The 24,958-nt window shown below is 64.9% G+C and carries 20 protein-coding genes, 1 pseudogene and 1 CRISPR repeat array; of the genes and pseudogenes, 8 read left to right on the forward strand and 13 right to left on the reverse strand.

The window, feature by feature from the left end:
• Window positions 1-4: 4 nt before the first annotated feature.
• Window positions 5-154, forward strand: a pseudogene (locus ACX4ZE_RS18190) (IS30 family transposase); the annotation flags it as partial.
• A 354-nt stretch (window positions 155-508) separates the two neighbouring features.
• Window positions 509-1,344: a CRISPR direct-repeat array (repeat unit 37 nt; unit sequence GTGGCGGCCACCCTCACGGGTGGCCGAGGATCGCAAC).
• 45 nt (window positions 1,345-1,389) lie between these two features.
• Here ACX4ZE_RS18190 and ACX4ZE_RS18195 read toward each other — a convergent pair.
• The 4 genes from ACX4ZE_RS18195 to ACX4ZE_RS18210 form a co-directional block, all read right to left on the reverse strand.
• On the reverse strand, window positions 1,390-1,710 hold the full coding sequence (locus tag ACX4ZE_RS18195; RefSeq protein ID WP_480274653.1) for a hypothetical protein: 321 nt from the start codon (window positions 1,708-1,710) through the stop codon (window positions 1,390-1,392).
• Window positions 1,711-2,531: 821 nt separating this feature from the next.
• The gene (locus ACX4ZE_RS18200) at window positions 2,532-3,272 is read right to left on the reverse strand and encodes a class I SAM-dependent methyltransferase (protein ID WP_480274654.1); all 741 of its coding nucleotides are present in this window, start codon (window positions 3,270-3,272) and stop codon (window positions 2,532-2,534) included.
• Window positions 3,273-3,317: 45 nt separating this feature from the next.
• The gene (locus tag ACX4ZE_RS18205; protein WP_480274655.1) at window positions 3,318-4,028 is read right to left on the reverse strand and encodes a tRNA-dependent cyclodipeptide synthase; all 711 of its coding nucleotides are present in this window, start codon (window positions 4,026-4,028) and stop codon (window positions 3,318-3,320) included.
• On the reverse strand, window positions 4,025-5,566 hold the full coding sequence (locus tag ACX4ZE_RS18210; protein ID WP_480274656.1) for a class I adenylate-forming enzyme family protein: 1,542 nt from the start codon (window positions 5,564-5,566) through the stop codon (window positions 4,025-4,027). Before ACX4ZE_RS18210 ends, ACX4ZE_RS18205 begins: the two co-directional genes overlap by 4 nt.
• Window positions 5,567-6,643: 1,077 nt before the next feature.
• On the opposite strand from ACX4ZE_RS18210, the gene ACX4ZE_RS18215 reads away from it, so the two are divergent.
• On the forward strand, window positions 6,644-7,909 hold the full coding sequence (locus tag ACX4ZE_RS18215) for an FAD-dependent oxidoreductase (protein ID WP_480274657.1): 1,266 nt from the start codon (window positions 6,644-6,646) through the stop codon (window positions 7,907-7,909).
• A 5-nt stretch (window positions 7,910-7,914) separates the two neighbouring features.
• Here the strand turns inward: ACX4ZE_RS18215 and ACX4ZE_RS18220 are convergent, their stop codons facing one another.
• Complete coding sequence (locus ACX4ZE_RS18220; RefSeq protein WP_480274658.1) at window positions 7,915-8,367, reverse strand: MarR family winged helix-turn-helix transcriptional regulator; 453 nt, start codon at window positions 8,365-8,367, stop codon at window positions 7,915-7,917.
• A gap of 177 nt (window positions 8,368-8,544) precedes the next feature.
• Here ACX4ZE_RS18220 and ACX4ZE_RS18225 point away from each other — a divergent pair, with 177 nt between their 5' ends.
• From ACX4ZE_RS18225 to ACX4ZE_RS18250, 6 genes are all read left to right on the forward strand, one after another.
• Window positions 8,545-9,117, forward strand: a complete 573-nt coding sequence (locus tag ACX4ZE_RS18225; RefSeq protein WP_480274659.1) for a maleylpyruvate isomerase N-terminal domain-containing protein — start codon at window positions 8,545-8,547, stop codon at window positions 9,115-9,117.
• Between the two features lie 129 nt (window positions 9,118-9,246).
• Window positions 9,247-9,600, forward strand: a complete 354-nt coding sequence (locus ACX4ZE_RS18230; RefSeq protein ID WP_480274660.1) for a YybH family protein — start codon at window positions 9,247-9,249, stop codon at window positions 9,598-9,600.
• A 10-nt stretch (window positions 9,601-9,610) separates the two neighbouring features.
• The gene (locus ACX4ZE_RS18235) at window positions 9,611-11,362 is read left to right on the forward strand and encodes a Tn3 family transposase (RefSeq protein ID WP_480274661.1); all 1,752 of its coding nucleotides are present in this window, start codon (window positions 9,611-9,613) and stop codon (window positions 11,360-11,362) included.
• Window positions 11,302-12,327 (forward strand): tyrosine-type recombinase/integrase, encoded by a 1,026-nt coding sequence (locus tag ACX4ZE_RS18240; RefSeq protein WP_480274662.1) that lies wholly within the window; start codon window positions 11,302-11,304, stop codon window positions 12,325-12,327. Before ACX4ZE_RS18235 ends, ACX4ZE_RS18240 begins: the two co-directional genes overlap by 61 nt.
• The gene (locus ACX4ZE_RS18245) at window positions 12,324-14,351 is read left to right on the forward strand and encodes a tyrosine-type recombinase/integrase (RefSeq protein WP_480274663.1); all 2,028 of its coding nucleotides are present in this window, start codon (window positions 12,324-12,326) and stop codon (window positions 14,349-14,351) included. The genes ACX4ZE_RS18240 and ACX4ZE_RS18245 overlap by 4 nt, the downstream gene beginning before the upstream one ends.
• An 11-nt stretch (window positions 14,352-14,362) precedes the next feature.
• Complete coding sequence (locus ACX4ZE_RS18250) at window positions 14,363-15,055, forward strand: Tn3 family transposase (protein ID WP_480274664.1); 693 nt, start codon at window positions 14,363-14,365, stop codon at window positions 15,053-15,055.
• Between the two features lie 14 nt (window positions 15,056-15,069).
• Here ACX4ZE_RS18250 and ACX4ZE_RS18255 read toward each other — a convergent pair whose 3' ends face one another.
• From ACX4ZE_RS18255 to ACX4ZE_RS18290, 8 genes are all read right to left on the reverse strand, one after another.
• On the reverse strand, window positions 15,070-15,615 hold the full coding sequence (locus ACX4ZE_RS18255; RefSeq protein WP_480274665.1) for a hypothetical protein: 546 nt from the start codon (window positions 15,613-15,615) through the stop codon (window positions 15,070-15,072).
• Window positions 15,616-15,891: 276 nt separating this feature from the next.
• Entirely contained in the window at window positions 15,892-16,830 is a 939-nt protein-coding gene (locus ACX4ZE_RS18260) for a tyrosine-type recombinase/integrase (RefSeq protein WP_480274666.1), read from the reverse strand.
• 266 nt (window positions 16,831-17,096) lie between these two features.
• A complete protein-coding gene (locus tag ACX4ZE_RS18265; RefSeq protein ID WP_480274667.1) occupies window positions 17,097-17,348 on the reverse strand; it encodes a hypothetical protein in 252 nt (83 codons plus the stop codon).
• Window positions 17,345-18,844 carry a class I adenylate-forming enzyme family protein gene (locus ACX4ZE_RS18270; RefSeq protein WP_480274668.1) on the reverse strand — a complete coding sequence of 500 codons (1,500 nt, stop codon included), beginning with the start codon at window positions 18,842-18,844 and terminating at the stop codon, window positions 17,345-17,347. The genes ACX4ZE_RS18265 and ACX4ZE_RS18270 overlap by 4 nt, the downstream gene beginning before the upstream one ends.
• On the reverse strand, window positions 18,832-19,707 hold the full coding sequence (locus ACX4ZE_RS18275; protein ID WP_480274669.1) for an alpha/beta fold hydrolase: 876 nt from the start codon (window positions 19,705-19,707) through the stop codon (window positions 18,832-18,834). The genes ACX4ZE_RS18270 and ACX4ZE_RS18275 overlap by 13 nt, the downstream gene beginning before the upstream one ends.
• Window positions 19,707-20,813, reverse strand: a complete 1,107-nt coding sequence (locus ACX4ZE_RS18280) for an SDR family oxidoreductase (RefSeq protein WP_480274670.1) — start codon at window positions 20,811-20,813, stop codon at window positions 19,707-19,709. Before ACX4ZE_RS18280 ends, ACX4ZE_RS18275 begins: the two co-directional genes overlap by 1 nt.
• Window positions 20,813-23,068, reverse strand: a complete 2,256-nt coding sequence (locus ACX4ZE_RS18285) for an MMPL family transporter (protein ID WP_480274671.1) — start codon at window positions 23,066-23,068, stop codon at window positions 20,813-20,815. The genes ACX4ZE_RS18280 and ACX4ZE_RS18285 overlap by 1 nt, the downstream gene beginning before the upstream one ends.
• Entirely contained in the window at window positions 23,062-24,954 is a 1,893-nt protein-coding gene (locus tag ACX4ZE_RS18290; protein WP_480274672.1) for an FAD/NAD(P)-binding protein, read from the reverse strand. The genes ACX4ZE_RS18285 and ACX4ZE_RS18290 overlap by 7 nt, the downstream gene beginning before the upstream one ends.
• Window positions 24,955-24,958: the final 4 nt, after the last annotated feature.

The raw sequence follows: 24,958 nt of genomic DNA on the forward strand, positions 1-24,958 counted from the left end.
CTAACTACGCCAATACTTCCCGAAAGGCAGCGATCTAAGCGTCCACGGTCACGAAGACCTCGAACACGTTGCACAGCAACTCAACGACCGCCCACGCAAAACGCTCGGCTGGGATACCCCAGCCGAGCGCCTTCGTGATCTACTCACTGCCTAAGAAACCAGGCAATGTTGCGACGACCCCTGGAATCCGCCGAGCCCATTGAGATGAGCCCCCATTGAGATGAGCCTCAGCCTTCGCAGCACTGATCACGAGCCAGGCATCCGGCGCCAAGACGATGACCATCCCGCTTGCGCCCAGCATCCTGGAATGCGCACGCCTCCGACCGATAAGGTTGATACGCATCAACAGAAACCGACGCGGCTTCTGACACGCCAGAAGCTAAGAACCTCCAGTGCACACGAATTCCCAGAGAGGTTCCGAACTGACGAACAGCGGTTATCGTATTCGAGCTACACGAAACAATGCCTATCGCGCGACCCGGATTGACATCCGCCCAGTTCACGCACCGTGGCGGCCACCCTCACGGGTGGCCGAGGATCGCAACTTGTTTGCTTGGGGTACAGACTGCACTAAATCACATGGTGGCGGCCACCCTCACGGGTGGCCGAGGATCGCAACAACACCACATTCGGGCACCCGATCCACGACACCCCCGTGGCGGCCACCCTCACGGGTGGCCGAGGATCGCAACGCGACCGGTGGGTACGTGATGAACCGCGACAAGGGGCGTGGCGGCCACCCTCACGGGTGGCCGAGGATCGCAACCAGGCGCGCCGCGCCCGAAAGTCGAACCGTATAACGGTGGCGGCCACCCTCACGGGTGGCCGAGGATCGCAACCGCTAAGTGTCCAAATCGTGTGCGATCCGGACCAGTGGCGGCCACCCTCACGGGTGGCCGAGGATCGCAACAGACGCTAGGTGCAGGCATGCGCTTCCTGGCGGAAGTGGCGGCCACCCTCACGGGTGGCCGAGGATCGCAACGAAATCTTCGACGCTCAGGTCGAGGACGCCGCCGGCGTGGCGGCCACCCTCACGGGTGGCCGAGGATCGCAACTCCGGCTACTGCCTCAACCCTGATTGCGGTGCTGTGGCGGCCACCCTCACGGGTGGCCGAGGATCGCAACGCTTCAGGTCGTTATCGAAGCACTCGAACGGACGCCGGGTGGCGGCCACCCTCACGGGTGGCCGAGGATCGCAACGCTATCCGGGTCGACGATCACCTGCGGACTGGCGAAGTGGCGGCCACCCTCACGGGTGGCCGAGGATCGCAACGACGCCGCCGCGATACAGCTCGGCGTCATCGCCGGTGGCGGCCACCCTCACGGGTGGCCGAGGATCGCAACCCCCGTCGTCCGTGGTGGCGCTATCGGCTGGTGCCGAATAGCGAGTCAGCCAGTCCAGAAGCAGGACCGCGCCGGTACCCGGCGTCGCGGTTGCCCGCCAGAACATTGCGAGCAGTGTCGAGGCCGATCCGACCAGCACATCGCGATATCGAGCTTGGGTCGGCATACACTGGGCTGCCAGATGAATCCCGGGAACGGAAGCCGATCGACCAGCGCAATCTGCTGTTCGAGCAGAAAATCCAGCACGAGCATCAATCGCAGCCCCTCCCACCCGGCGAACAGCGCAGCTTCCGTATCGCCCGGATCGGTGTCCTTCACGCGGTTGATCATCTCTCCGGCAACGTCCAGCACGGTTGCGTGATGCATTGTCGGACCCCTGGGCTCACCCATACCCTCGATCATCGCGTCTCTTGTACGCCGACTCACCGATTTCGGCCGGGTTGTCGCTGGTCAGTGCGGAGAGATCACACTACAAGGACGCTTATAGGCGTCTACCCATATGGGGACTATGGGCCATATTGACACTATGTGTCAGGTTGCGAAGTCGCCTTCAGTGATCTTCGGAGTCCTGTTCAGCGGGGCGGAGGTCGGCGAGGGTCACGAGTTTTTTGTCGATGTGTTTCTGCATCGAAGGGATCCGCTGCACGAGTGTCAGTAGGTCAGCGGTGGCGATGCAGACTTCCTCGCAAGATTGTCGCGGTCCGCTCCGATGTCGTGGTGGCCTTGAGCAACCACCGCGCCCCCGGACACTGCACGGACCCGCAGCGGCTGGCGTGCGTGCACCACTTCAAGTAGCGCCGCGGCGTGCGGTCTTATCTGCAATGACCTGGCCGATGGCGGAACTCCTGGTATGAGCGACGCTGAAGAAGGCCGTCGCTGCCCTGCAACGCGCGGATCCGGAGTGGATTTCTGAACAGTGGGGCTATGACACTGATCTCGGATTGCAGGGACGAAGATGATGACCACGCAGGCACGGCAACGGCTTTCAGTGCCAATCGTGATTGGCGTCTTGATCATCACCGCCCAACCAGCCGTGCCTGCCCAACGACACGCCGTAACCCCAGCTCACACCCTCAATCACGACTTCGCAGGGGTCCTGCATGTTAACCGCCGCGGCGCGAATCGGTAAAGTTCACAGTTGAACACCGATTGTGCGCGCCGCGCCCAATCGCCTGCGGGGGCGCCGGTCAGTGTTTGGTAGCGGTCATGATGAGGCTCGTGGGATCAGCGGCACAGCGCAATGCGCGGTCGAGATCCTCGGGAGCGACGGAATCCCCGATCGTCACTGGTGCCCACTGCACGTCGACGAAACCGGCCTCGCGGAGCACGTTCACGATGGTCTCGGTAGGCCAGTGATGCACTTCGATCTCGGTCGGCGGGTTCGTCATCACCGCTACTGTGAACTTGTCACCTTCGCGCGCATCGGCGGGCCGAGAGTTGATGAAACCCGCCGCTTCCTGCGATTCTGCACTGGAATCCGCGTTTCCACTCAGCGCCACCAGCCGGCCACCCGGAGCGAGATTGGCGTACATGACCTTCGCCATGGTTGCCATCGCCGCCCGACTGTCCGCGTAGTGCAGAACGTGTATGGCGGTGACGACGTCGAATTCCGCAAGAACCGGCATGGCTCCGAGGTCGTACACGTGGTACGTGATACCACGCGGATCGCGAGCCTCGGTCTGCTTGGCCAGCGCGATCATCCCGGCCGAGAGATCGGTGCCCACCACCTCTTTCGCACCGAGTTCCTTGATACGCCGCGTGAATCCACCTTCGCCGCAACCCACGTCGAGCACCCGGAGATCGTCCAATGGGCCGAGCGCGCGCTGGAACGACGGCCAATCGAGATTTTCCCTGACGAAGCGAATCACCGCTTCTATCTCATCGAAGCTCGCAGCAATCTGATCGTACTGATCGACATTTTCCGACATTGTCGCCTTCCTGTGGTAGCGTATTCGAAATTTTCGAGAGCGTGGCTATCCGACCAGCGCACTCGTCATACGGATGGTGGCGTAGCCCTGTCCATCCTCGGGTTTCAGCAGGCTCTTCCCGGCGAATATGACATTCGCCAGCGGGAGCAGCTGATGATAGAAATTCAGCGAGGTGTCGACATCGAATATCCAGCGCGACGAAACGAAGAACGGGAGTTCCGCGATCAGGTACTTCATCGCTTCATCGATTTGATCGGCTGCGGGTTCTTCGTGCAAACCCTTGGCAGCGAGTACATGTCTGGTCGTCTCGTCACATGCCGCGCGCAACACGGTATCCGAATTGACTTGCTGGGCACAGTGTTCCAGACTTTCCGCATATACCGGCTCGGCGGATAGCTCGGACATCCGATGCAGCCCGTCGCAGCTCCGCAGACCACCAACGGCCTCCCAAGCACGAATTACTCGATTCCGGAGGACATTCGTCTCCGCGCGCGCCTTCTTGGTCGCTTTGTCGGGGCCGTACCCCAGTGCCCGGAACGTATGTTCGAGCGACTCATCAGGGATGACCACGTCGATTCGCCGGAACTCGGCGGTCAGCCACTTGAGAATCTCCCGCAATCGATCCACGTTGAAGTAACTGTTGCCGGGGCTCACGCCGAACACGACGTGGCTACGTGATTCCCATACGTCATGACATGCGGCGGTGAAAGGCTCGACAGTGAAACCGTTTCGCTCGATGCCGACGGTCTCGGTCATGTCCAGCGCCCCGATCCCGGAGCGATGGTGGTGTCGAGGAAGTCCCTGCGCAGGTTTTCGCGAACGATCTTGCCGGTCGCTGTCCGCGGCATGTCACTTGCCTTGATCACCACCGGCGTCGACAATTCAGGCAGTCCGGTGCGTGCTCGCACCCAATCGTCGTCGTCCAGTCGTCCGTCACGTGTCGCAACGATCGGCAGTGGCGGTCCGTCGCGCCGAGGAAGTAGGGCGACGTCGGTACCTTCGGCGAGCCGGTCCACGAGCGTGTCCTCGAACTCGAGCCAACCCATTCCCGACGAAGAATTCACCTCCCGGTCGATAACCTTCAGTGCGCCCGTTCTGGTCAAGATTCCGAGGTCACCGGTATTCCACCAGTCGCCGACGACCTTTTCCTTCCAACGCTCCGGTTCTCCGTAGTACCCGGCACATCTGGCCTTGGTCTTGGCGAGAATCAACCCCGGACGCCCCCGGCCGAGGGGAGCGAATGTCTTCGGGTCCACCACCTTCAACTCGACGAACCCTGGCATCGGACGCCCGACGACGCGCGGTCCCGGTTTGTGGTCGCGTGGGCGGTTCGCCGCCCGCCGCGATATCACGGTCATCCCCATACCGCCGGTCTCGGACTGACCGTAACCTTCGCGCCAGAGCGGGAACGGGTGCCGGGAAGCATTCAGGTAGCGCCGGATGACCGGCCACCGCACCGCATCGAAGTTTCCGACGAACACCCGGACCTCCGAAAACGGATTACTGGCGCCAGTGCGGAGCAGCGGTTCCATCGACGTGTAGTCGATGGGAAGCGCTTCCATGAATGTCGGCTTGTTGGCTCGGAACATACGGTCTACCATGTCCGGCGCATTGTCGTCCATAACCAGAACCGTTGCCGGCGACAGCGTCAGGACCGAATATATCCACGTGAAGGCACGGGCGTGGACATACGGAGTGAACATCGCGACGACATCATTCCTGCGGAATGTCAGCGGTGGAAAGTGCCGGCATTCCAGGCGGGCCATCTGCTTCTGAATTGTCGCAGGAGGGAACATGACAAGCTTCGGCAATCCGGTGGTTCCCGAGGTGTGCGTCAGCATGAGAAGCTCATCGTCCGGTCGGTGCACGACTTTCGAATACGGCTTCGCAACAACTTCGTGGAAGCTCCGAGAATGCGGTGCGACACCGTCCAGGCTGACAATTCCGCCTTCGAGATCCGGGAACTTTTCGGGCGATATTTCCACGCGTTCGATACGGCCCGTATCACTGATGACAAGAGCGGGTTCGACGCGCCGGATGAGACCGTGTACCGCTTCCTTGCGAAGCAGTCCCGAGAGCATGACGGGAATAGCGCCTGTCCTGGCGATCGCCGCCGCCAGCAGGATGCAGTCGAAATGATTTGCCTTGTAGACGACCACCCGATCACCGGGTTTCACGCCGAGTTCGTCCAGCACTCCCGCAGCGTCTCTGACCAGGGACGTGAGGGCTGGCAGATCAAGACTCGACCGTTTTTCCCTGTCGATGTCCAAGGGGCGGGAGAGTTTAAATGTCATCGGTTTGCCAGAGTCACTTCTGCGGTCGAACAGTTCACCAAGACCATAGGACCAATTCGGCTTCATCAATCGCCTCCCCTAAATCTAAAGAACTTATGACGAATCGATTACCGTCACTGTTCCGACACGAACAATGACGGACTCACGAGAGTCGGATCATGATCGATCTGACTGCAATGGACTGAAATGGCTTCACGCCGCGCTATCCACGATTAACGGCTTTGAGCCGTATTCATAAGTCACCAACCGAGTCGATAGAATTCGAGTGAGGACACGGTCCTGATGACGATTAGGAGGACAAGCAACACTCGTCGATACAGCCCGAGCTTCCTCGGGTTCCCCCACTCACATCCTGCTTGCACAAACTCTGAATATCATTGAGAACAAGCCCCGCAGTAGAGCCGGTAACGCATCAGCACCTTGCGAATAGTGCTATTTGCACACATCAGCCATACCTGCGAGATCAAATGAAGTCCAGCCGATTAACAAATGGGCATGATGGATAGATGCAGATCGCTCAAGCTCCTATGATCCCAAGCCCCTCCCGATCTCGAATATTTCAAGTTCTGCTTACGCACCAGATTGCTCTATGCACAACAAGATCTACCTCGACCATCAGCGTCTGTCAACACTCGAAGATCGGATTGCCTGTAACCAAGAATCAGGCCGAACACGTCGATCGAAACACCGGAGCGCTAATTCACCAGTATGTAGAAGCGAACCTGCCAGGACGTCGGCGACCGGCGCATCGGCGTGGCTTGTGCCACATGACGGTTCGACCGCCGTCGGCGCCCGTCGGTCGTGCGCACATCCCGCCCCTGGTGTGCAGATCCCGGCCGAGCGGAGCGGCCGATGCGATGTTCAGCCCCCATTTGCCGACGACCAGCGTAAGACACTTTGCGACAAACTTTTTCGTTCCTTGCCAGACCGTTGCGATGCGGAGATCCGAGCATAATAGCCATGATCGACGGCAGATCCCATGGTTGATTCGTGTGACAACCGCAGGGTTGTGCCGATGCGAGGATCACTGGAAGACTGATTCCGCTGATGGCGTTGCGGGATGGAGGGGAAGTCACTGTGCCTCGATCGGTTCACGTGCTGGTCTGCGGGGGCGGCATCGCGGGCAATTCGGTTGCCCTGCAATTGCTGCGCGCGGGGGTGGACGTCACCGTTGTCGAACGCGCTCCCGGACCGCGGCCTGGTGGTCAAGGCGTTTCGCTGCGTGGGGCAGGCCGCAGGGCGGCGGAACTGATGGGTCTGATGCCGGGCATCCAGCAATGTCGGCTCGACGAACGCGGCATGGTGGTGGTCGATGAGCGCGGCCGCACGATGGCCCGGATGTCCAGCGAAGATTTCGGTGGCGACCGGTTCCTCGCCGACGTCGAACTCAACCGCGGCGATCTCAACCGGGTGCTTCGCGACGCAATCTCCTCGCTCCCAGACGAATCGGGCGTGCTCTACTATCGGTACAGCGAGTGGGTGGAAGATCTGAACCAGGACTTGGAAGCGGTGAAGGTCCGCTTCGCGTCCGGCGCCGTGGACAGCTTCGATCTCGTGATCGGCGCCGACGGTCTGCATTCGGACCTGCGTAAACGAGTGTTCGGCCCACACGAGCGGTTCACTGAATACCTCGGCGCCTACGTCGGATTCTTCACGATGCCCACTCCGCCCGAGACGAGGCTGGAGACCGCATGGGGCGGGGTTTATCCGGTACCCGGCAATGCGGTCGGGATGCGTCCCGAGCGAGATCCTGCGGCATCGACGGCGATCGTCAACATCCGTATGCCCGCCGACGCCGGCCTCCGGGGTGATGTCGCGAAGCAGCAGCAGTTGATTCGCGAGCGGCTGGCCGGGTGCGGCTGGGTGGTTCCCGCAATTCTGGACGCCATGTCCGAGGCCCCCGACTTCTACTTCGACGAGATGATCCGAGTCCGGATGCCGAAGTGGTCACGAGGCCGGGTGGTGCTGCTCGGCGACGCCGCATACTGTGGATCCCCGATGACCGGGATGGGTACCACCCTCGCCGTCGTCGGTGCCTATCTGCTCGCTGGTGAGATCGCCACGACACCAGATGATTTCACGCGCGCGTTCGAACGCTACGAGAAACTGATGCGGCCGCTGGCGACCCAGGTGCAGAAGGGAACCGAGGTCACCGTGCGGCTACTCCTGCCCAGAACCCGTCGCGCGCTGGCGCTCCGGCTCGCCGTCCTCCGATTGGTCGTGTCAGGACCGCTGCGCCCCGTCCGCACATTTCTCACCCGGCTCATCGGCACGAGAGGAGAGTATCCGTTGCCGGACTATTCGGGGGTCCGGTCACCGGACGACGGACACCTACTGGCCTGACGCGATCATGTGTTGCCAGTCGAAGTACCGGGCGTCGCGAGCCGGGTGAGTAGATGCCTGAAGTCGGCGGCCTCCCCGGTGGTGAGGATCGAGTGGAGGAGTTCGTCCTCCGCGGCCCGGACGCGCTTCTTGACTCTCGCGAACAGAACATTCCCGTTGTCGGTCAAGCGGACCGTGCGCTGACGTCGATTACTCGCACGGGCGCGAACGACCAGGCCGCGCGCGGCCAGATCGTCCAGATGCCTGCCCAGTCGGGTGGGGTCGCGACGGGTGCGGTGCGACAGCTGGACCTGGGATACGACCTCCGCCGATGCCAGCTCGGTCAGAATCGCGTACTCCCACATCGACAGTTTCGCCCCTTGCAGGATCGGCTCCTCCAGCGCCGCCAACTGTGGCAGCACCCGAAATATCAGCGCGGCCAGATCCGGCTCATCCCCCGCTTCACCCTCCTCCGACATGAACGTCCTTCCGTGTATCATCTACCGCGGTAGAGTATGATCGAGCGTGCCTGGGCTCGGCACGTTCAGTATCCCCGACCCGAACGCGGCCCGGGAATCCCCACGATCCCGACTCTGGCCTCGACCGGGTGCGGAGACCGACGACGATGGAAGCGAGAACGCGCTGTGGATGTATCCATGCTGTACGCCCTGACCGAAGACTTGGCTTCTTTCCTTTCCGAGGTCACGCACGGTGACCTCGGATGTCCGGTCCCACACTCCACCCGGGACGTGGGTGACCTTTATCTGCACCTCGTGGACCGGAACATCGGCGTCGCCGCGGCCATTACCGGCGAGGCGGTGCAGCGTGAGCAGGTGCTCGGACCGGACGATCGAACAGCTCTGGGCACCCGGACGGCCAATTTCCACTTCCACGGCGGTGCCGGACTTGAGGCGGGCTATCGGCGAACCGCCCGGCTCGTGGAGAACGCCTTCGCTGCCGCGACTGACCTCGACCGGCGCTGCCGGGTGGCGGGGTTCGCGGGAGAGTTCGACATCGCGGAGCTCTACGAGGAGCAGATTCGCGCCACGGTCATTCACACCTGGGACATCGCCCATGCCTTGGGCCTGCCCTATCAACCGGCTCCCGATGTCACCCAGCGGGTTCTGCGAACCATCGTCGGGCAGGAATCACCGACCACACCGCCCGGAGTGGTCGACGGCACGGACGCCTTCGCGTGTGTCCTCACGCTGTCACAACGGGGGAGCTGACAGCCTGAAACCCGGCAGAACGCGAAGGTGTCCGTGCGGGCCCGACCGTCGGCCGCATAGGGGACTTTCGGCCGGAACACGCACATTCATCGCACATGAATACCGATATTCGTTAGGAGCCTTACTGATATGACGAACAAGAAGGTGGCCACCGAGCCGAACGACCTGGCCCGGTACCTCGTCGAGTATGTCAACGCTGGCGACATCGACGGGCTGGTGTCGTTGTACGAACCCACCGCCGTGCTGGCGTTCCCACCGGGCGCTGTCTCGACCGGCCATGCGGAGATCCGCAAGGTTTTCGAGCAGCTCGTCGCGGCCGCCCCGGAGATGCCACCGAGTAAGCAGCATCCGGCACTGGTGAGTGGCGACCTGGCACTGACCGCATCCACACTGCCCACCGGTCAGGTGAGTGTCGAGATTGCCCGCCGGCAGCCGGACGGGTCGTGGCTCTGGGCTGTGGATCAACCGGTGCTGGAGCCGTAGTGGCGATGACGTGCTCGAGTTGTTCGATCTGCTGATGGTCACCGACTTGATGGCCAAGGCCGAACATCAGTCCAAGGACGAGAAGCTCAAGCGCTACCCGCGGGTGAGCCGCAACGCCGGCAAGCTGGCCCAGGCGGTGCGGGTGCTGCTGGAGATGAGCGAGGCCGAACCGGAGCTGTCCCTGGAACTGGTGTGGGATCTGATCGAGAACACCGTGTCCAAGGCCGAGTTGCGGGCCGCGCTCGCGGCGATCGATGAGCTTGTGCCGCAAGCTGATCCGGAGTGCGACTCCCAACGGCTCAAGGAGCTGGCCAACCGGTACGCGACGGTGCGCGGGTTCCTGCCCGCGATGATGCGCCACATCGAGTTCGGCGCTACCGCCGACGCCGCGCCGGTGCTCAAAGCGGTTGTGGCGCTGGCGGAGATGATCGCCCCGCAGCGTAGTGGCCGGGGCGGGTTACCGGCGCGGTGGCTCGACGCCCGGCGCGTGGATCACGACCTGGTTGCCGGTGGCTGGCAGCGCCTGGTGTACCCGCTGGAGCGGCCGGAGCAGACCGTGGACCGCCGCGCCTACACCCTGTGCGTGCTCGAGCAGTTCCATCGGCATCTCAAGCACCGCAACATCTTCGCTGAGCATTCCTCCAAATGGCGTGACCCCCGCGCGCACCTGCTGTCCGGGATGGCGTGGGAGGAGGCCCGGGACCGGGGCATGAACGCTCTCGGGCTGCCGGGCAATCCGCGCGAGATGCTGGACGAGTTGGCCCAAAGCCTCGACGGTTCCTACCGGGAGCTCGCCGCGCATCTGGGTGAGGACGCGTCGGCGTCGGTGGACGAGGACGGGAAACTGCACGTGGCGGTGTTGTCAGCGACGCCGGACCCGCCGAGTCTGGTCGATCTGCGCCGCCGCACCGCGGCGATGATGCCGCGGGTGGATCTCCCGGAAATGGTCCTCGAAGTGATGTCGTGGCTTCCGGAGTTCGCCGAGTCGTTCACCCATGTCGCCGGTACCAGCGCCCGGGTCGCCGATCTGGGGGTGTCGGTGGCGGCGGTGCTGTGCAGCCAGGCCATGAACGTCGGCCTGGTCCCGGTGACCACGCCCGGCTCCGACGCGCTGACCCGCGACCGGCTGCGTCATGTCGATCAGCATTATCTGCGCGCGGAGACGATGGCCGCTGCGAACACGGTGCTGGTCAACGCACAAGCCGATGTGCCGCTGGTCGGGTTGTGGGGCGGTGGCTGTGTCGCCTCGGTGGACGGGATGCGGTTCGTCGTCCCGGTCCAGACCATTCACGCCAGACCCAACCGAAAGTATTTCGGGCCGAAACGCGGCGCAACCTGGCTCAATATGCTCTCGGACCAGGCGGCCGGGCTGAACGCGATGGTGGTGTCGGGCACGCCCCGCGACTCGCTCAACGTCATCGACGTGATCCTGCGGCAACCCGAGGGCAGCAAGGTTCCCGACGACATCATTTCCGACAACGGGTCGTATATTGTTACCTGGACACCTCACGTCCCACGGCTACGAACTACCGGATGGTCCGGCGGTCGGCCGGGACGGATTCGGAGGTGTCCGTGCGGGTTTCGCATCAACAGATCGACAGCAAGTGCCAGGTCGAGCTTCTCGACGACGGCGGCAAGCCGATCGAGGTGGTCTCGGGGTTCCTGCGGTTCCTGGCGGCGCGGGACTGCTCGCCCAACACGTTGGTCTCCTACGCCTACGATCTTCGCCATCTATGGCGGTTCTTCGCCGCGAACGATCTGAGCTGGGAGCGGTTCGGCCCGCGTGACGCGATCCCGCTGCTGGAGCACCTGCGTTCAGTGCCATCGCGGCGGCCTCGGCAACGGATGACGCTGACGGTGGCCACGATCGACAAGAACGGCCCGGCGACGAAGCTCGCCGCCACGACGGTCAACAGGATTCTGGCGGCGACGTCGTCGTTCTACGAGTACGCCATCCTCGCGGGCCTGCTCGACGGCGCGAACCCGATCGAGAAACGGCCCGATCCCGCGCTCGCGCGGGTGTCGGAGCGACACCGGCCGTTCATGGGCCGCGCGAGCCGCCAGCGGCCGGTGCGGCGTGCCGTGCGGGTGAAGACCGTGCAGCGCACGCCACGGCCCATCGACGACGAGAAGGTCGCCGCGTTGCTGGGGCAGCTGCGCAATGTGAGAGACCGCGCGATCGTGTTGTTGATGCTCCAGGGTGGCCTGCGTCCCGGCGAGGTGCTCGGGCTGCACCTGGATGACATCGCCTACGGACGGAGGCGCGTCGTGATCCGCCACCGCCAAGACCACCCCAAGAGAGCCAGGTCGAAGTCGCGGACCGAGCGCGTCGTGGACCTGCACGAACCCGAGGCCCTGGCGGCGGTGAGCGCCTACGTGATGAGCGAACGCCCCTCCGGCGCCGACACCGCGATCGTGTTCCTCGTCGGCGGTCGCGGTCGTCGACGGCTGGAGGCCCTGTCATACGACGGCCTGGTGCGGATGTTCACCCGCGCCTGCACCCGTGCGGGGGTTCGGGAACCGTGGGTGACTCAGCACGCCTGCCGGCACACCCATGCGACCCGCATGTGGGACGGCGGCATGCGGGAGCTCGCACTGCAAAAGCGCCTCGGCCACGCCAACCCCGAGTCGACACGGATCTACACCCGTGTCTCCGATCCGGCCGTGGTCGCCGAATACAACCGCGCCCTCGGCAATCTCGGCGGCACCACAGGAAGCGCCCGGTGAGGGCCGGGCATGTTTCTGCCGCCGCCTTCGTCACCGCCGAAGCGCCGACGTTCAGCCTGCGAACGGGTCGCCACTGCCCAGAAGCCGAGTATGTCGACTACGTGCGGTCTCAGGACATTCATTCCTCCTACCGCAACGACAAGCTGCGCTACTACCGGCAATTCGTCGAGTGCTACCCGCATCTGAGCGATTGGTACGCCGCGCCGCTGGTGGAGCGGGTGGGCAGACTGCCGGGCGAAACGCACGACAATCCGTCCCACCCGCTTTCTTTCCGGGCACGCCCGTATCTGCTGTTCCTGGCCTTCCGCGGATACGCCGTGTTCGACTACCCCTGGATGTTCGGCGCCGGGCGGCTGCGCGTCATCGACCCCGCCACCAAGATGGGCATCGACATGGGCACCGACGCCCTCATCGACGAGGCCGTCGCGTTGGGCTTCAACCGGGAATCGTCCCGACAGGCGATGCACTGGACAGTGAGCCGAATCGCCCTTCACACAGGGCTTCTCGACGCGACAGCGATCACCGAGCAGCACATCGCGGAGGCACTGGACGCGGTGCGCCGTTTCAGCGAGCGTGAGGATCTGCGGTACTTCTACCCATCGCGGGAGCGCTACCGCGACAACGCGTCCAAACAGTGGATCACCCACCTTCACCAGCTCCAGGTCGTGCTGTTCCACCGCGGCCAGCTCGCCACCGAACCCCGCAAGAAGATGCCGTCGTGGAAGCCGCCGCTGGAGCTGCCGCCGCGGATGCAGGTCGTCGCAGAAAGGTGGTTGGCCGCGCGACGCCTCACCGACCGGCCCTCGACGGTCGGCAAACTGGAGCTCGCTGTCCGCCGCTTCGGCGAGTGGCTCGGCGAACAGCACCCGGACGTCGTCTCGTGGGCCGGGGTGACCCGTGACCACTGCCTGGCCTGGCTGGGCCACATCGCCGAGGAACCCGCCGCCACGACCGGCAAGCCCCTCGGTGTCGCCTCCCGTATCCAGCGCGGCTCCGGACTGTCCCAGTTCTTCCGCGACACGGCCGCCTGGCAGTGGGACGACGTCCCTGGCCGCGGTCTGCTCGGAGCCGGGGACTTCCCGAAGAACCCGATCAGAGTTCCCCGGTTCATCCCGGACGACGAGCTGGACCGGCTGATGCCGGTGATCAGCGAACTCGCCTGCCCGTTCCAACGCGCCGCGCTGTTGATCGCGCGCTGGTCGGGCGCACGACGAGACGAGATCCGGCGACTGCCGATCGACTGTCTGGATCGCTATGCCGACGACACCGGCCGCGAACTGCGCCGCGACGCCCCTGAGCGGCCATTGATCGACGAGCTCACCGGCCGGCCCGTGCGATACCTGTTCATGCAGCACGGCAAACTGCTGTCGCTCTACTACCTGTTCGGCACCCCGATCGACCAGGCATGCAAGGCAATCGGGCTGGTTCGCCCCGGTGGCCGAGGCGGTGCCGGCAAGGGCACTGTCACCGCCCACAGATTCCGGCACACGGTCGGCACACAGCTCGCCGAGCGCGGCGCGAAGCTGCACACGATCATGAAAGTCCTCGGGCATTCCAGCGTCAGCATGGCGCTGGTCTACGCACAGATCAGCGACCAGGAGGTTCTGCGCGACTACAAGGCTGTCCCCGAACCCGGCGCCACCATCGCCGGTCCAGCAGCAGATGAGCTGAAATCCGGTGCGCTACCCGACGAAGCAGTCGACTGGCTGAAGACGAATTTCTTCAAGACCGAGCTCGAACTCGGGCACTGCCTTCGACTGCCGCAGGAAGGCCCATACGAGTGCGACCTCTACCTGACCTGCGCGAAATTCGTCACCACACCCGCCTACGCCCCCCGTCTACGCGCCCGCCGCCAGGTCGAACAGACCCTCGCCACCGACGCCACCGCCCACGGCTGGGACCGTGAGGTCGAACGCCACGACTGCACCGCCAAACGGATCGAGAAGCTGCTGACCGACCTGGACCAGCCTCTCGAAAGCACCGACAACACGCTGACGGAGGACCGACTTGATTTGTCCACATAAATTTGGACATCGTGTTCGGGCTCCTGCATCTACTGGGCCGCAAGTATCGCCCGCAGCTGAAGAGCCTGCCCGATCGGCGGCTGTGGCGCATCGACCCTGCCGCCGACTACGGGCCCCTGGACAAGGCCGCGCGGGGGCGCATCGATGTGGACAAGATCTGCACCCATTGGGAGGACATGTGCCGGGTGGCGGTGTCGATGAACCGTGGTGAGGTCCCCGCGCACGAGGTCACGCGCATGATCTCCCGCGACGGTAACCCCACCCACATCGGCCAGGCCATCGCCCACTACGGCCGGATCTTCAAGACCCTGCACATCCTGCGGTTGGCCGACGACGAACCCTATCGGCGAGAGGCCAAGGCGCAGGACAATCTTCAGGAAGGCCGCCACGACCTAGGCCGCACGGTGTTCCACGGCCGCAAGGGCGAGATGCACCGCGCCTACCTCGATGGTATGGAAGACCAGCTGGACGCGCTCGGTCTCGTTTTGAACATCATCGTGCTGTGGAATTCGGTGTACCTGGACCGGGCTCTGAATGAGCTGCGCGCCCAGGGATATCCGGTCCGTGACGAGGACGCCGCGCGGCTGTCGGCGTTCATCCGCCGTCACATCCGGATGGATGGTCACTACAGCTTCCACCTGCCCGACCTGGGCGGAAGGCATCGGCCGCTGCGTGATCCGGATGCCCCGGACGACGACGAATGAATCGGTTCGCCGGTCTACCGCAGCGGTATCCAGCCCAGGGCCAGGTCGCTGTTCTGGAGTGCGCGCCCGATGCCGTGGGTGGTGGTGAAATGCTCGTTGGGCAGGTAGGCGGTGGTGACGCCGAGCGCGGCACCGCGCAGCTGGCGTATCCGGGCGACCATTCCCGGGACGTTGCAGTCGAATTCCCAACTCTGCCCGCTGCGGTCCAAGTGCACCCGGGCGATGCCGTCGCCGTCGAGAAGCATCCGTGTGTCCGGCGACGGGTTGTTCTGCGCGATCCCGGTTAAGCCGCAGTCACCGAAGTGCGCCACGGTGGCGATCTCCCACCGCGCCCCACCAGTATTTCTCAGATGTACCTGCTCGAGTGTCGGGTTGACGAACAGGAACGGCAGGTCGCTGGGCCGACCAGCCACTTCTGTCGGCAGCAGGCAACTGAACGTCCGATAGGACAGGTATTCCTTGAGCGCCGTGGTGATGGAGCCGCTGTCGTTCCACTCCGAGGACCGGCACCGCGGATGGAACAGGCTGGCCGCAACGTAGACGCCGATGTCGTCGATCACCAGCGCGGGCGGCTCGCTGCCGAGTGCCCGGCCACAGCCTTGGCAGTCCACCGGCCACAGATTCGCGCTGATCGACCTCAGCGTTGCCGAGTCCATGCGAGAACGGATCGCCGTGTCGGCGACGAACGGGATACGTGCTCATCGACTTCAACCCCTGCAATCGAAATCCATTCCCCCACCATCGAATTGGAGACGGGCGGGGCCTCGATCGCCAGTAAGCGGTGTGCCTCCGACAGAAATCCCGAGATCAGCTCGGGCCAACCCACCGGGCGCTGATCAGCGGTCTGGCCGTCGCCGTGCGGCCGGGTCACTGTCGGCCTGGAACCTCAGCAGCCCTTCATCGGACACCCGAGCATATTTCGCCAGGCTGCGCACCGAGGTATGCCCGCTCAACTTCATCAGCACCGGCGTCGACGCGCCGTCCTCGGCGGCGTGCGTGAGCCGGGAATGCCGCCATTGATGCAGTTTGTAGGGGCCATCGTCGTAATGGGCGGTGTGGGTCTCGAACAGCTCGGCCGCCCGCCGGTAGGACAACCGAGCCCGCCCGGTCACCGGGTCGACGTCGTTGCTGGCCACCGAGGGGCGGGCATTGCGGTCGGTCACGAACACCGGGCCCCGGCGCCGCCCGGCGAGCATGCGCGGCAGCAGCCGCGCGGTGCCGGTCTGCCACGCGATCCGGTCACGGGCTCCGCCCTTGCGGGTTACCACCGCGCACCGGTTCACCGTGTCCAGATCCGGCACGTCGAGCATCAGTACCTCTTCGGCGCGCGCGGAGGATTCGTAGAGCATGTGCCACAGCACCCGCTCGCGCAGCGGCGCATCCGATCCCAGGATCTGCGCGACGCGCTCCCGTGAGAGTGCCTTGCTGGTATCCGCTGGTGCGGGCCGCGCCTTCAACCGCACCAGCGGATTGCTGGCCAGCCAGCCTTGTTCGGTCCAGTACGTGCACGCCGATTGCAGCGCGGTCAACCGGATGTTGAACGTCTTGGCCGACTTGTCGCCCCATACGAAGGTGAACCAGCCGGCCACCCGATCCGGCTGCGACCCCAGCAGCGCCACATCGGTGTCGGCACCGAAGTCGGCGACGAGGCGATCGAGTGCCGTCTTGTAGGTCGCTTTCGTGTTGGCGACCGTGATCGTCGCCAGGTAGATCGTCACCGCATCACCAAGGCGGACCCCGCCGACCGCGCTCGGGAGTTTCCGAACCTGACCCATCCGCACCGGCCTCCCATCGCTACCGCAGATAGTTTCCCGAGTCGCCCTCGCGTGGAGGGGGTATCGCGCCAGGACGACCCCTGAGTTACCGCACATAGTAGGACACTATGTGCGGTAGCCCGCTACCGCCAGTTTTCGCATAAATGGACCGAGACCAGTGTGACTTGTCACTTGCCGAGCGGCCATCGGTCGAGCGCCGCGACACGGCAAGCTGCTCAGCCCTACACCGACGACGGCTCGGCGCGTGGATACGCCGGGGCTGGAGATCAGTCGCGGTAGAGCTGGCGGTACAGATTTCCCACTGTCACCCCGGCAAGCTTGGGGACCTCATTGAGGTCGCGGCCGCGTAGCCGTTCGATGAAGCCGAGTAGGGCGATCAGTTGCAGCGAGTCGAGGCCCGCTTCGCCGACGAGGTCGTGGTGCAGGCTCACTGTCGCCATCTCCGGACCATAGGTTTCGCCGAGGAATTCCTGTACGCGGGTGAGGAATTCTGTCTCGTCGAGAGTTGTCTGCTTCACCGTGCCGCCTTCGTGTTCTCGTGCCACAGCGCGGTCACCGCCGGGCGGTCGATCTTGTTCTGTCCGGTCCGCGGTAGGGCATCGGCGACGATGCGCACGCGGGCTGGTGTGCGTGCCGGACCGAGCTCGGTTCGCACCGAGCCGAGGATCTCGCCCGGGGTCAGTGCGCTGTCCTCGGTGAGCCGGACGAGCAGTCCGATATCCTCGTTGTCGGTGCCACGCAGGATGACCGCAGCCGCCTCGAGCACGCCGTCCACGCCGGTGGCCGATTCTTCGACCTCGTTGAGGTACACCGCGAAGCCGCCCTTCATCACGACGTCCTTGCTGCGTCCGGCGATGTGATAGCGCCCGTGTGCGTCGCGGCGCAGGATGTCGCCGGTCCGCAACCAGCGGCCATCGAACGCGGCGGCGGTGGCCTCGGGGTTGCCGTAGTACTCGTCGAGCACTGTGGGTCCGCTCAGCTGCAGTTCACCCTCACCGATGCCGGGAACTACGGCCCCGGTCGAGTCGACCAGTCGGGCTTGCAGCAACGGCGGAACGCCGATGCTGTTGGTGGCGACACCGTCGTCCCCGAGATGCCCGAAGGAGATGGCGCACATGGCTTCGGAGATGCCGTAGCAGTTGATCAGCTGCAGGCCGGATTTCTCGGCGAAACGCTGCTGCATACGAGCCGAGACGGGGGCACTGCCCGACAGACACAGCGGTGCGGCCCATTCCGGCTGGCGGGGCCGCGCGAGCATATTGACGATATCCACCAGCGAGGGCACCAGATAGGTCTGTTCGATCGCGAATTCATCGATGCGGCACCAGTAGCCGGATGCGGTCCGCAGATCGAGCTCGGGCAACACCACGACCGTGGCGTCGGCGAACGCGGCCCATACGTAGTGCATGTTCAACGTGCCAGAGCCGGAAAGTCTTGCGCTGCAGGCGATACGTGTCGGCGCGCTCGGATGCAGCCCGGCGGCTGCTGCCACCGAGGCGTGCATGGTGAGCGCGAGCTTGCGGTGGGTGAACGGTACGCCCTTGGGGTCGCCGGTGCTGCCGGAGGTGTAGCCGAGCATCGCGGTGCCCTCCGGCAACTCGTGCGGGAACTCGCCGCCGGTGGGGCGCAGGCGCACGAGGTCGAGCTCGGGGCATACGGTCAGGAGGAAGTCCGCGCCCGAGTGGGATAAGACGTTCTCACGCAGTCGGGTTCCCCAGGCGGAGTCGATGAGGACCGCGGTGGTGTCCAGGCGCCACAGCGCCAGCAACACCGCCATCGTGTCGGGATGATCGGCCAGCACTAGCGCACAGCGTGAGCCGGGCCCAACTCCGGTACCGGCGAACAGGGCGACGAGATCAACACTGCGGTCGGCCAATTCGGCCCAGGTTCGGCGGACCCCGCGATGCGGTTCGCGCTCGAACTGCAAGGCCACATGGTCGGGTCGTTCCTCGGCCAGCATCAACATGCGCGCGGCGAGTTCGCGCACCGGCGCGACCGGGGTCACCGCTGCCACCGCTCGGCGCCTGCGGTGACCCCGCGCAGGAACGCCAGCACCGACTCCTCGAACCGGGCCGTCTCCTCGAAGAACGGCAGATGTCCGCAACCGTCGAAGATCTCGGTAGTGGCCTCGGGCATGATCGCGGCCAGCTCCCGCAGTCCGGTCGGGCTGATACAGAAATCGTCGTCGCCCGCCATGAGCAGGGTCGGTGCCGTGATCTGGTGCATGAGGTCGGCGTCTTCTCCGGGGGTCAGGCAGTCGCTGAGGCTGGCCCGCAACTGGGAGGCGGAATTGGTGGCCAGGAAGCGTTCGCGCAGTGCGATATAGGCGGCGTTGCCACCGAGCGCCTGGGCGCGGTCGCCGAAAACCAAGGGGTAGATCTCGTCGAACAGCGCACGGGGCCCACCGGATTCCAGCGCAGCCAGCCACGCCTTGGTGATCCGGGTGCGCCGCTTGGAGCCCCACGGGCTGATCGGCGGGCCGACCAGCACCAACCCAGATACGCGATCGGGGTGGCGTACGGCGAAGTCGCGGCAGATCAGCGTCGACATGGAGGTGCCCGCCAGGCAGGTCTTCTCGATGCCGAGACCGTCGAGCAGCGAGGCTAGGTCGTCGAGATGACGCTCGTAACCGGCCGGGTCGCCGGTCGAGGCGCCCTGGTTGCGCAGATCGTAGGTGAGCAGCCGATTCTCGCCGACGATGCGGCGGGTGAAGTTCCGCCATGCGGTGCTGACCACGTAAATCGTGGAGACAAAGGTCAGGCATGGGCCCTCACCCTCGAGCTCGTAGTACAGCTGAGCGCCGTCGGCGGTGCGGTGCCGATCGTTATCGGCGCGGTAGGTGAGATCGAACGCGTCGATGGTGGTGCTGTCGACCATCAGGCAGCCTTCCGATTCTCCAGGTACCAGGTGACATACGGGACCAGCTGGCCACCGTCGAACGCGGATGCGAGAACGCCTGTGCCGAGCAGCTTCTCGGCGTTGGCGACCGAGAAGTATTTGTCGTCGTTCATATAGGCGCGGTAGAAGTCCATCTGCTCGTCGACCTTCTCGTCGATGAGGGTGAATTCGCCTCGGTCGTCGGTGAAGATCGGCGGCTCCATCCCGAGCACGTGGACCGCGCTTTCCCAAACCGAACGCAGAAACGGCGGGGTGCTGTTTGCGAGGTGGTACACCTCGCTGTCGGTCGAGGCAAGCGCGATGCCGACGGCCGCGCCTGCCACGTAGTCGACCGGGATGAAGTTGACCGGGGTCGCGCCGTCGGCGAGCAACCGCAATGGACGGTACTTCAGCAGGTCACCCAGCGAATCCCGGACCAGCTCGCGCGCCCGCTGCAGGCCGCGGACGAAACCGTAGAGCCCAGAGAAGGTGGTGGCGGCCATGGTGACCGAGTGCCCGATCACGATGCTGGGCCGGAATACGCGTACCGTCTCGAAACCGGTGCCGCGCACTAGGGTCTCGGCGGCGACCTTGGACCTCTCGTAGGCGTTGTTGGACTCGACGTCATCGGTGATGGGGGCCTCGGCGATCATGCCCGAGGCGCGCCCGGCGACGTAGGCGGTGCTGATGTAGTTGAATGCGCGCACCCCCAACCGCTGGGCCAACTCCACCACATGAGCAGTGCCACCGACGTTCTGGGCCTCGATCTCGGCGGCCTTGTGCTCCTCGAACGCCAGCGACGCCGCCGAGTGCCAGAACTCGTCGACCGGACCGACAGACACGGGGTCTAGACCGGCATGCGGCATGGTGATGTCCCCGACGACCGCTTCGGCGCGTGCGATCTGCTCGACGCTCAGGGTGGTGCCGTACATCTGAGCGCTGCGCCGCAACGCATCAGTGAGGCGTTGCTGCGCGGCGTTGGAGTCATTCGCGCGGATCAGGCAGATCAGCCGGGTATCGGTCCGGGTGAGCAGCTCGACGGCGATGGCGCCGCCGATCAGGCCGGTGACGCCGGTCAGCATCACCGTGGCGGAGGTTTTCACCATTACGCTCGTTCTCCTTGTCGGTCGGGTGCAGATAGGACAGATGTGAGGGGCGGATCGGATTCCGGAGGAGATTCCGACAGGGCCACCCGGCGATGCAGGGCGGCCAGCGGAGCGGGCAACCACCAGTTGGCCGCGCCGGCCAGGTGCATGAGTGCCGGTGCCAGGCAGAGGCGGATGATGGTGGCGTCGGCGATCACCGCCAGCGCCAGCCCGATGCCGAACATCTGCATCGAGGACACGTCCGAGATCGCCAGGGCCAAGAACACGATGGCCATCAACGCGGCGGCCGCGGTGAAGATCCGTCCGGTGCGGGCGACGCCCATCGCCACCGCGTGGACGTTGGCACCGGATCCGCGATCACCATTGAGCCATTCCTCGCGGATTCGCGAGAGCAGGAACACCTCGTAGTCCATCGACATGCCGAAAGCCAGACAGAACATCAGCGGCGGCATGTTGGCATTGAGATAGCCGGTGGTGGTGAAGCCCAGCATCGAGGACAGATGCCCGTCCTGGAAGATCCACACCATCGCCCCGAAGGTGGCGCAGAGTGAAAATATGTTCAGCACCAGGGCTTTAACAGGTAACACGATGCTGCCGGTGAACAGGAACAACAGGGCCAGACTGGTCAGGGCCACCAGCCCTAGAGCCAGCGGCAGCCGGTCGTACATCTCGGTGAGCGCGTCCTGATATACCGGTGCAACCCCAGCGAACACCGTGCTCGCGGGTGCGGGCACCGCCCGCAGCGCGGCCAGCTGGTCACCACCGGCCCGTGACATAGGATCGACCGTGCTGGCCACCGAGAGGTACGTGCCCACCTCGGTGCGCATCCGTGCCGGTCCGTCAGTGACACGGTGTCCGGCGACATAGACCCCATCGGCGCAGAGCACCGCCGGGACCCCTGCCACCCGCGAGAGCGCGGCGGCGTAGGAATCGAGCGCCCCCTGATAACCGGGCAGCGCGATCGTGGTGCTGGCTGAGAGGTCGGCCGCAAAATCGTGGCGCAGGCTCTCGCCGACTGCGAAGTTCGCCGAGCCAGCGGGCAGTACCCGGTAGTCAGGATAGGCCAGATTCGCCGAGAGGAACGGCGCACCGAGCCATATCAGAACGGCGGTGCTGAATACGGCGACCGAGGCCGCCCGGCGCATCACCCAGCGCACCCATCGATACCAGCGACTGTCCCCGGGCGCGACTGGCGCTCTCGCCGGACGCCCCAACAGCTTTCGCAGCGGTACCCGCAGATCGAGCGCATCCACGCGCGGTCCCAGCACCATCAGGCAGGCGGGCAGCACGACCAGCGAGATCACCGTCGCGGCACCGACGACAGCGATTCCGGTGTAGGCGAAAGAGCGCAAGAAGTAGGCGTCGAACACCAACAGCGCACTCAGCGACAGTGCGATGGTCGCTCCGGAGAACAGCACCGTGCGCCCCGCGGTCTGCACAGCCCGCACGATCGCTGCCCTGGTATCGCGGCCGTTGCCGAGTTCCTCCCGATATCGGCTGACAATGAACAGGCTGTAGTCGATGGCCAACGCCAGCGCCAGCGCCGTGGTCATGTTGAGCGCGAAGATCGACACGTCGGTAACCATCGCGAGCACTCGCAGGATGCCCAGCGTGACCATCATCGCCAGCACACCGGTGAGGACCGGCAGCGCACCGGCGACCAGACTGCCGAACACGAGGACCAACAGCACCAGCGTCAATGGCACCGCGATCATCTCGGCCACCACCAGACCGTCGGCGATGCTGGCGGCGATCTCGTGGAACTGGCTCGCGCTGCCGCCGACTCGCACGGTGGCACCGGGGTAGTCGGCGACCAGTGCCTTCGACACGGTGCCCGCGGCGTTCTGGCGGGCGGTATCATCGCCGGCCAGGTCGACCAAGATCAGGCCGGTGGTACCGTCGCGGCTGCGCAGCGCGGCGCCGAACCCGGTGGCGGTGTCGTTCCACGCAATCACCGCGCTCACCTCGGAGCGACCACGCAGGGTGTCGAGCACCCGCTCGGTCGCGGCGCGACCGTTCGGGCCGCTCACGTCGTCGGGGGTGCTGACGAGCACGATCAGATCCGGCGCGGCACCCGGAAAATGCTCGTGGACATAGCTGTTGGCCGATTCGACGTGATCGGAGGCGAACCCGCCGGACTTCAGTGCCGACTGCACGGTGGCACCACTGGCCAGACACAGTAGCGCCACGATTCCGGCCAGTACGAGGACCAGCCGTGCCCGGTTGGTCGCATGGTGCGCGATCCTGGTCAGCACGGAGTTTCCTTTGATCGATCGGTACAGCTCAGTACGCCGCAGGCGATGGCGTCGGCCTCAAGCAGTAGGGGGGAGTTGACGTGGGGTCGCGCGCCCGAGGCGGTGACCCACTGGACCCCTTCCAGCGGCGGTCCGAAGCAGAACAGCGGTGCCGCAGCCCTACCCGACCGGTCAACCAGCCGCATCGACTCGCGATCGACCTCGAGTCCGCCGGACCGGTAGGCGGTCCCGTCCTCGTTGGGAATCAGGTATGCCCGACCGTGACCGTCGGTCACCAGCGCGCGCAGGAACGGGTCGGTGGACTCGGTGATGTCGGGACCGGGCAGATACGCCTCGATCGCCGCCGACGCGGTGCGTCGCGACCTCGCCACGGCGACCGACTCAACGACGAATCGCGCGCTGTCGGTATCGATCGCGATCGGTGGTGTCGGTCCGGTGAACTCGAGGATCCCGGCGCGCTGCAGGGCCAGCATCTCGGCGATGCGCGAGCTCGGTGGACCCGAGGCGAGCATGTTGTTGATGCCGTTGAACCAGCGTTCAACGTCGTCGCGATAGGACTGCCCTGAGACTCCGCTGTGCGAGACCAGGCGCCGCACCACCCCACGCACGTCGCGCATGGCGGCGGCCAATGCCTTGCCCGGGTCGAGTTCCGGGCCGCGGTTCGCGGCGGCCAGGTCGTCCTCAAGTAGGCCGGACAGCCATTCCCGGTAGATCTTGGGCGAGCCGAAACTGCGGCCGGCACCGGGTTCGAGGAGTTCGGTCCAGTCCAGATGGCTGACCGGACCGGCGAATTCGGCATCTATCGCCGTCGCGAGCTTGTCCAGATCGGTCGCCGGATCGTCGAGCAGGGCAGCGAGCCTGGTATCGAGATCGGCGGTACCGCGCAGTGCGGTGCGGTAGTAGGCCCAGGCCAGTTCGCGGCGTAGTGTCGGCCAGATGTCGCCGCGGAAAGTGGGTGGGGTGCTGCGGGTTCGGGCCTGGAACTGATCGGCGAACACGGGGGTGAAGTACCGCGGCCGGTACACAGGCATTGTCTCGCTGAGGTACTCCGGCCGAGCCCGGTAGGGAATACCTTGCCGGGACGCGGCGTAGACGATCGGTTCTCGGCCGCTGGGCAGGTATATGAGTTCACCTGCCTGTTCGACGAATTCGCCGCCTCGACCGACCGTGAGACGAGCCAGGTAGTCGAAGAAGGTCAGACCCATCCCGTAAGTGATCACCGAATCGGTGATCCCGGACAAGTTGGCGTCGGAAGCGTTGCCGGGCACCACGTAGGTCAGGCCGTGCGCGGCGGCGGCGGTGATCAGTCCCGACACCCGATCGGAGGGGCGGCGATCGTAGTGGCCGACCGCGAGCACCACGGCGTCGACAGTCAGCTCGGTGCCGTCGGTCAGGCGCAGCGGATAGTGTCCGGTGTCAGTACGTCTACCTAGAGTCGCTGCCGCACAGCGATGCTCGACCAAGGTGACGTTGTCCGGGGCGTAGGCCACCGTCCGGTCGAAGGCCCAACGCAGATAGGTACCGTGGATGGCCCGGCTAGGGTACGACCACGGCCGCATCCGTCGCGCCTCATCGGCCAAGGTTCCCACCAGGGAGTCGGCCGCGGACTGTGCCCACTGGTACTGGTTCGGACCTGTGGTGACCGGGCCGGCGCAGCGCACTGACTCGTCCATGAAGGCCGTGATGTCGGCGGCGACACTGTTCATCAGCAGCTCACTGGGCTGATCGCGGCGCCAAACCCGGCCCGGTCCGGCCTCGTACGGGTCGATGACATGTACCCGCACCCGCAGGTCCGCGTGCTCACCCGCATTCACGCACAGGCGCTCGGTGGTCACGGTGCCGCGCGGACCCGCGCCGACCACGGCGATCTCGACTGTTCTCAACAATGGC

It is taken from the genome of Nocardia sp. TBRC8007 (genome assembly GCF_056629435.1).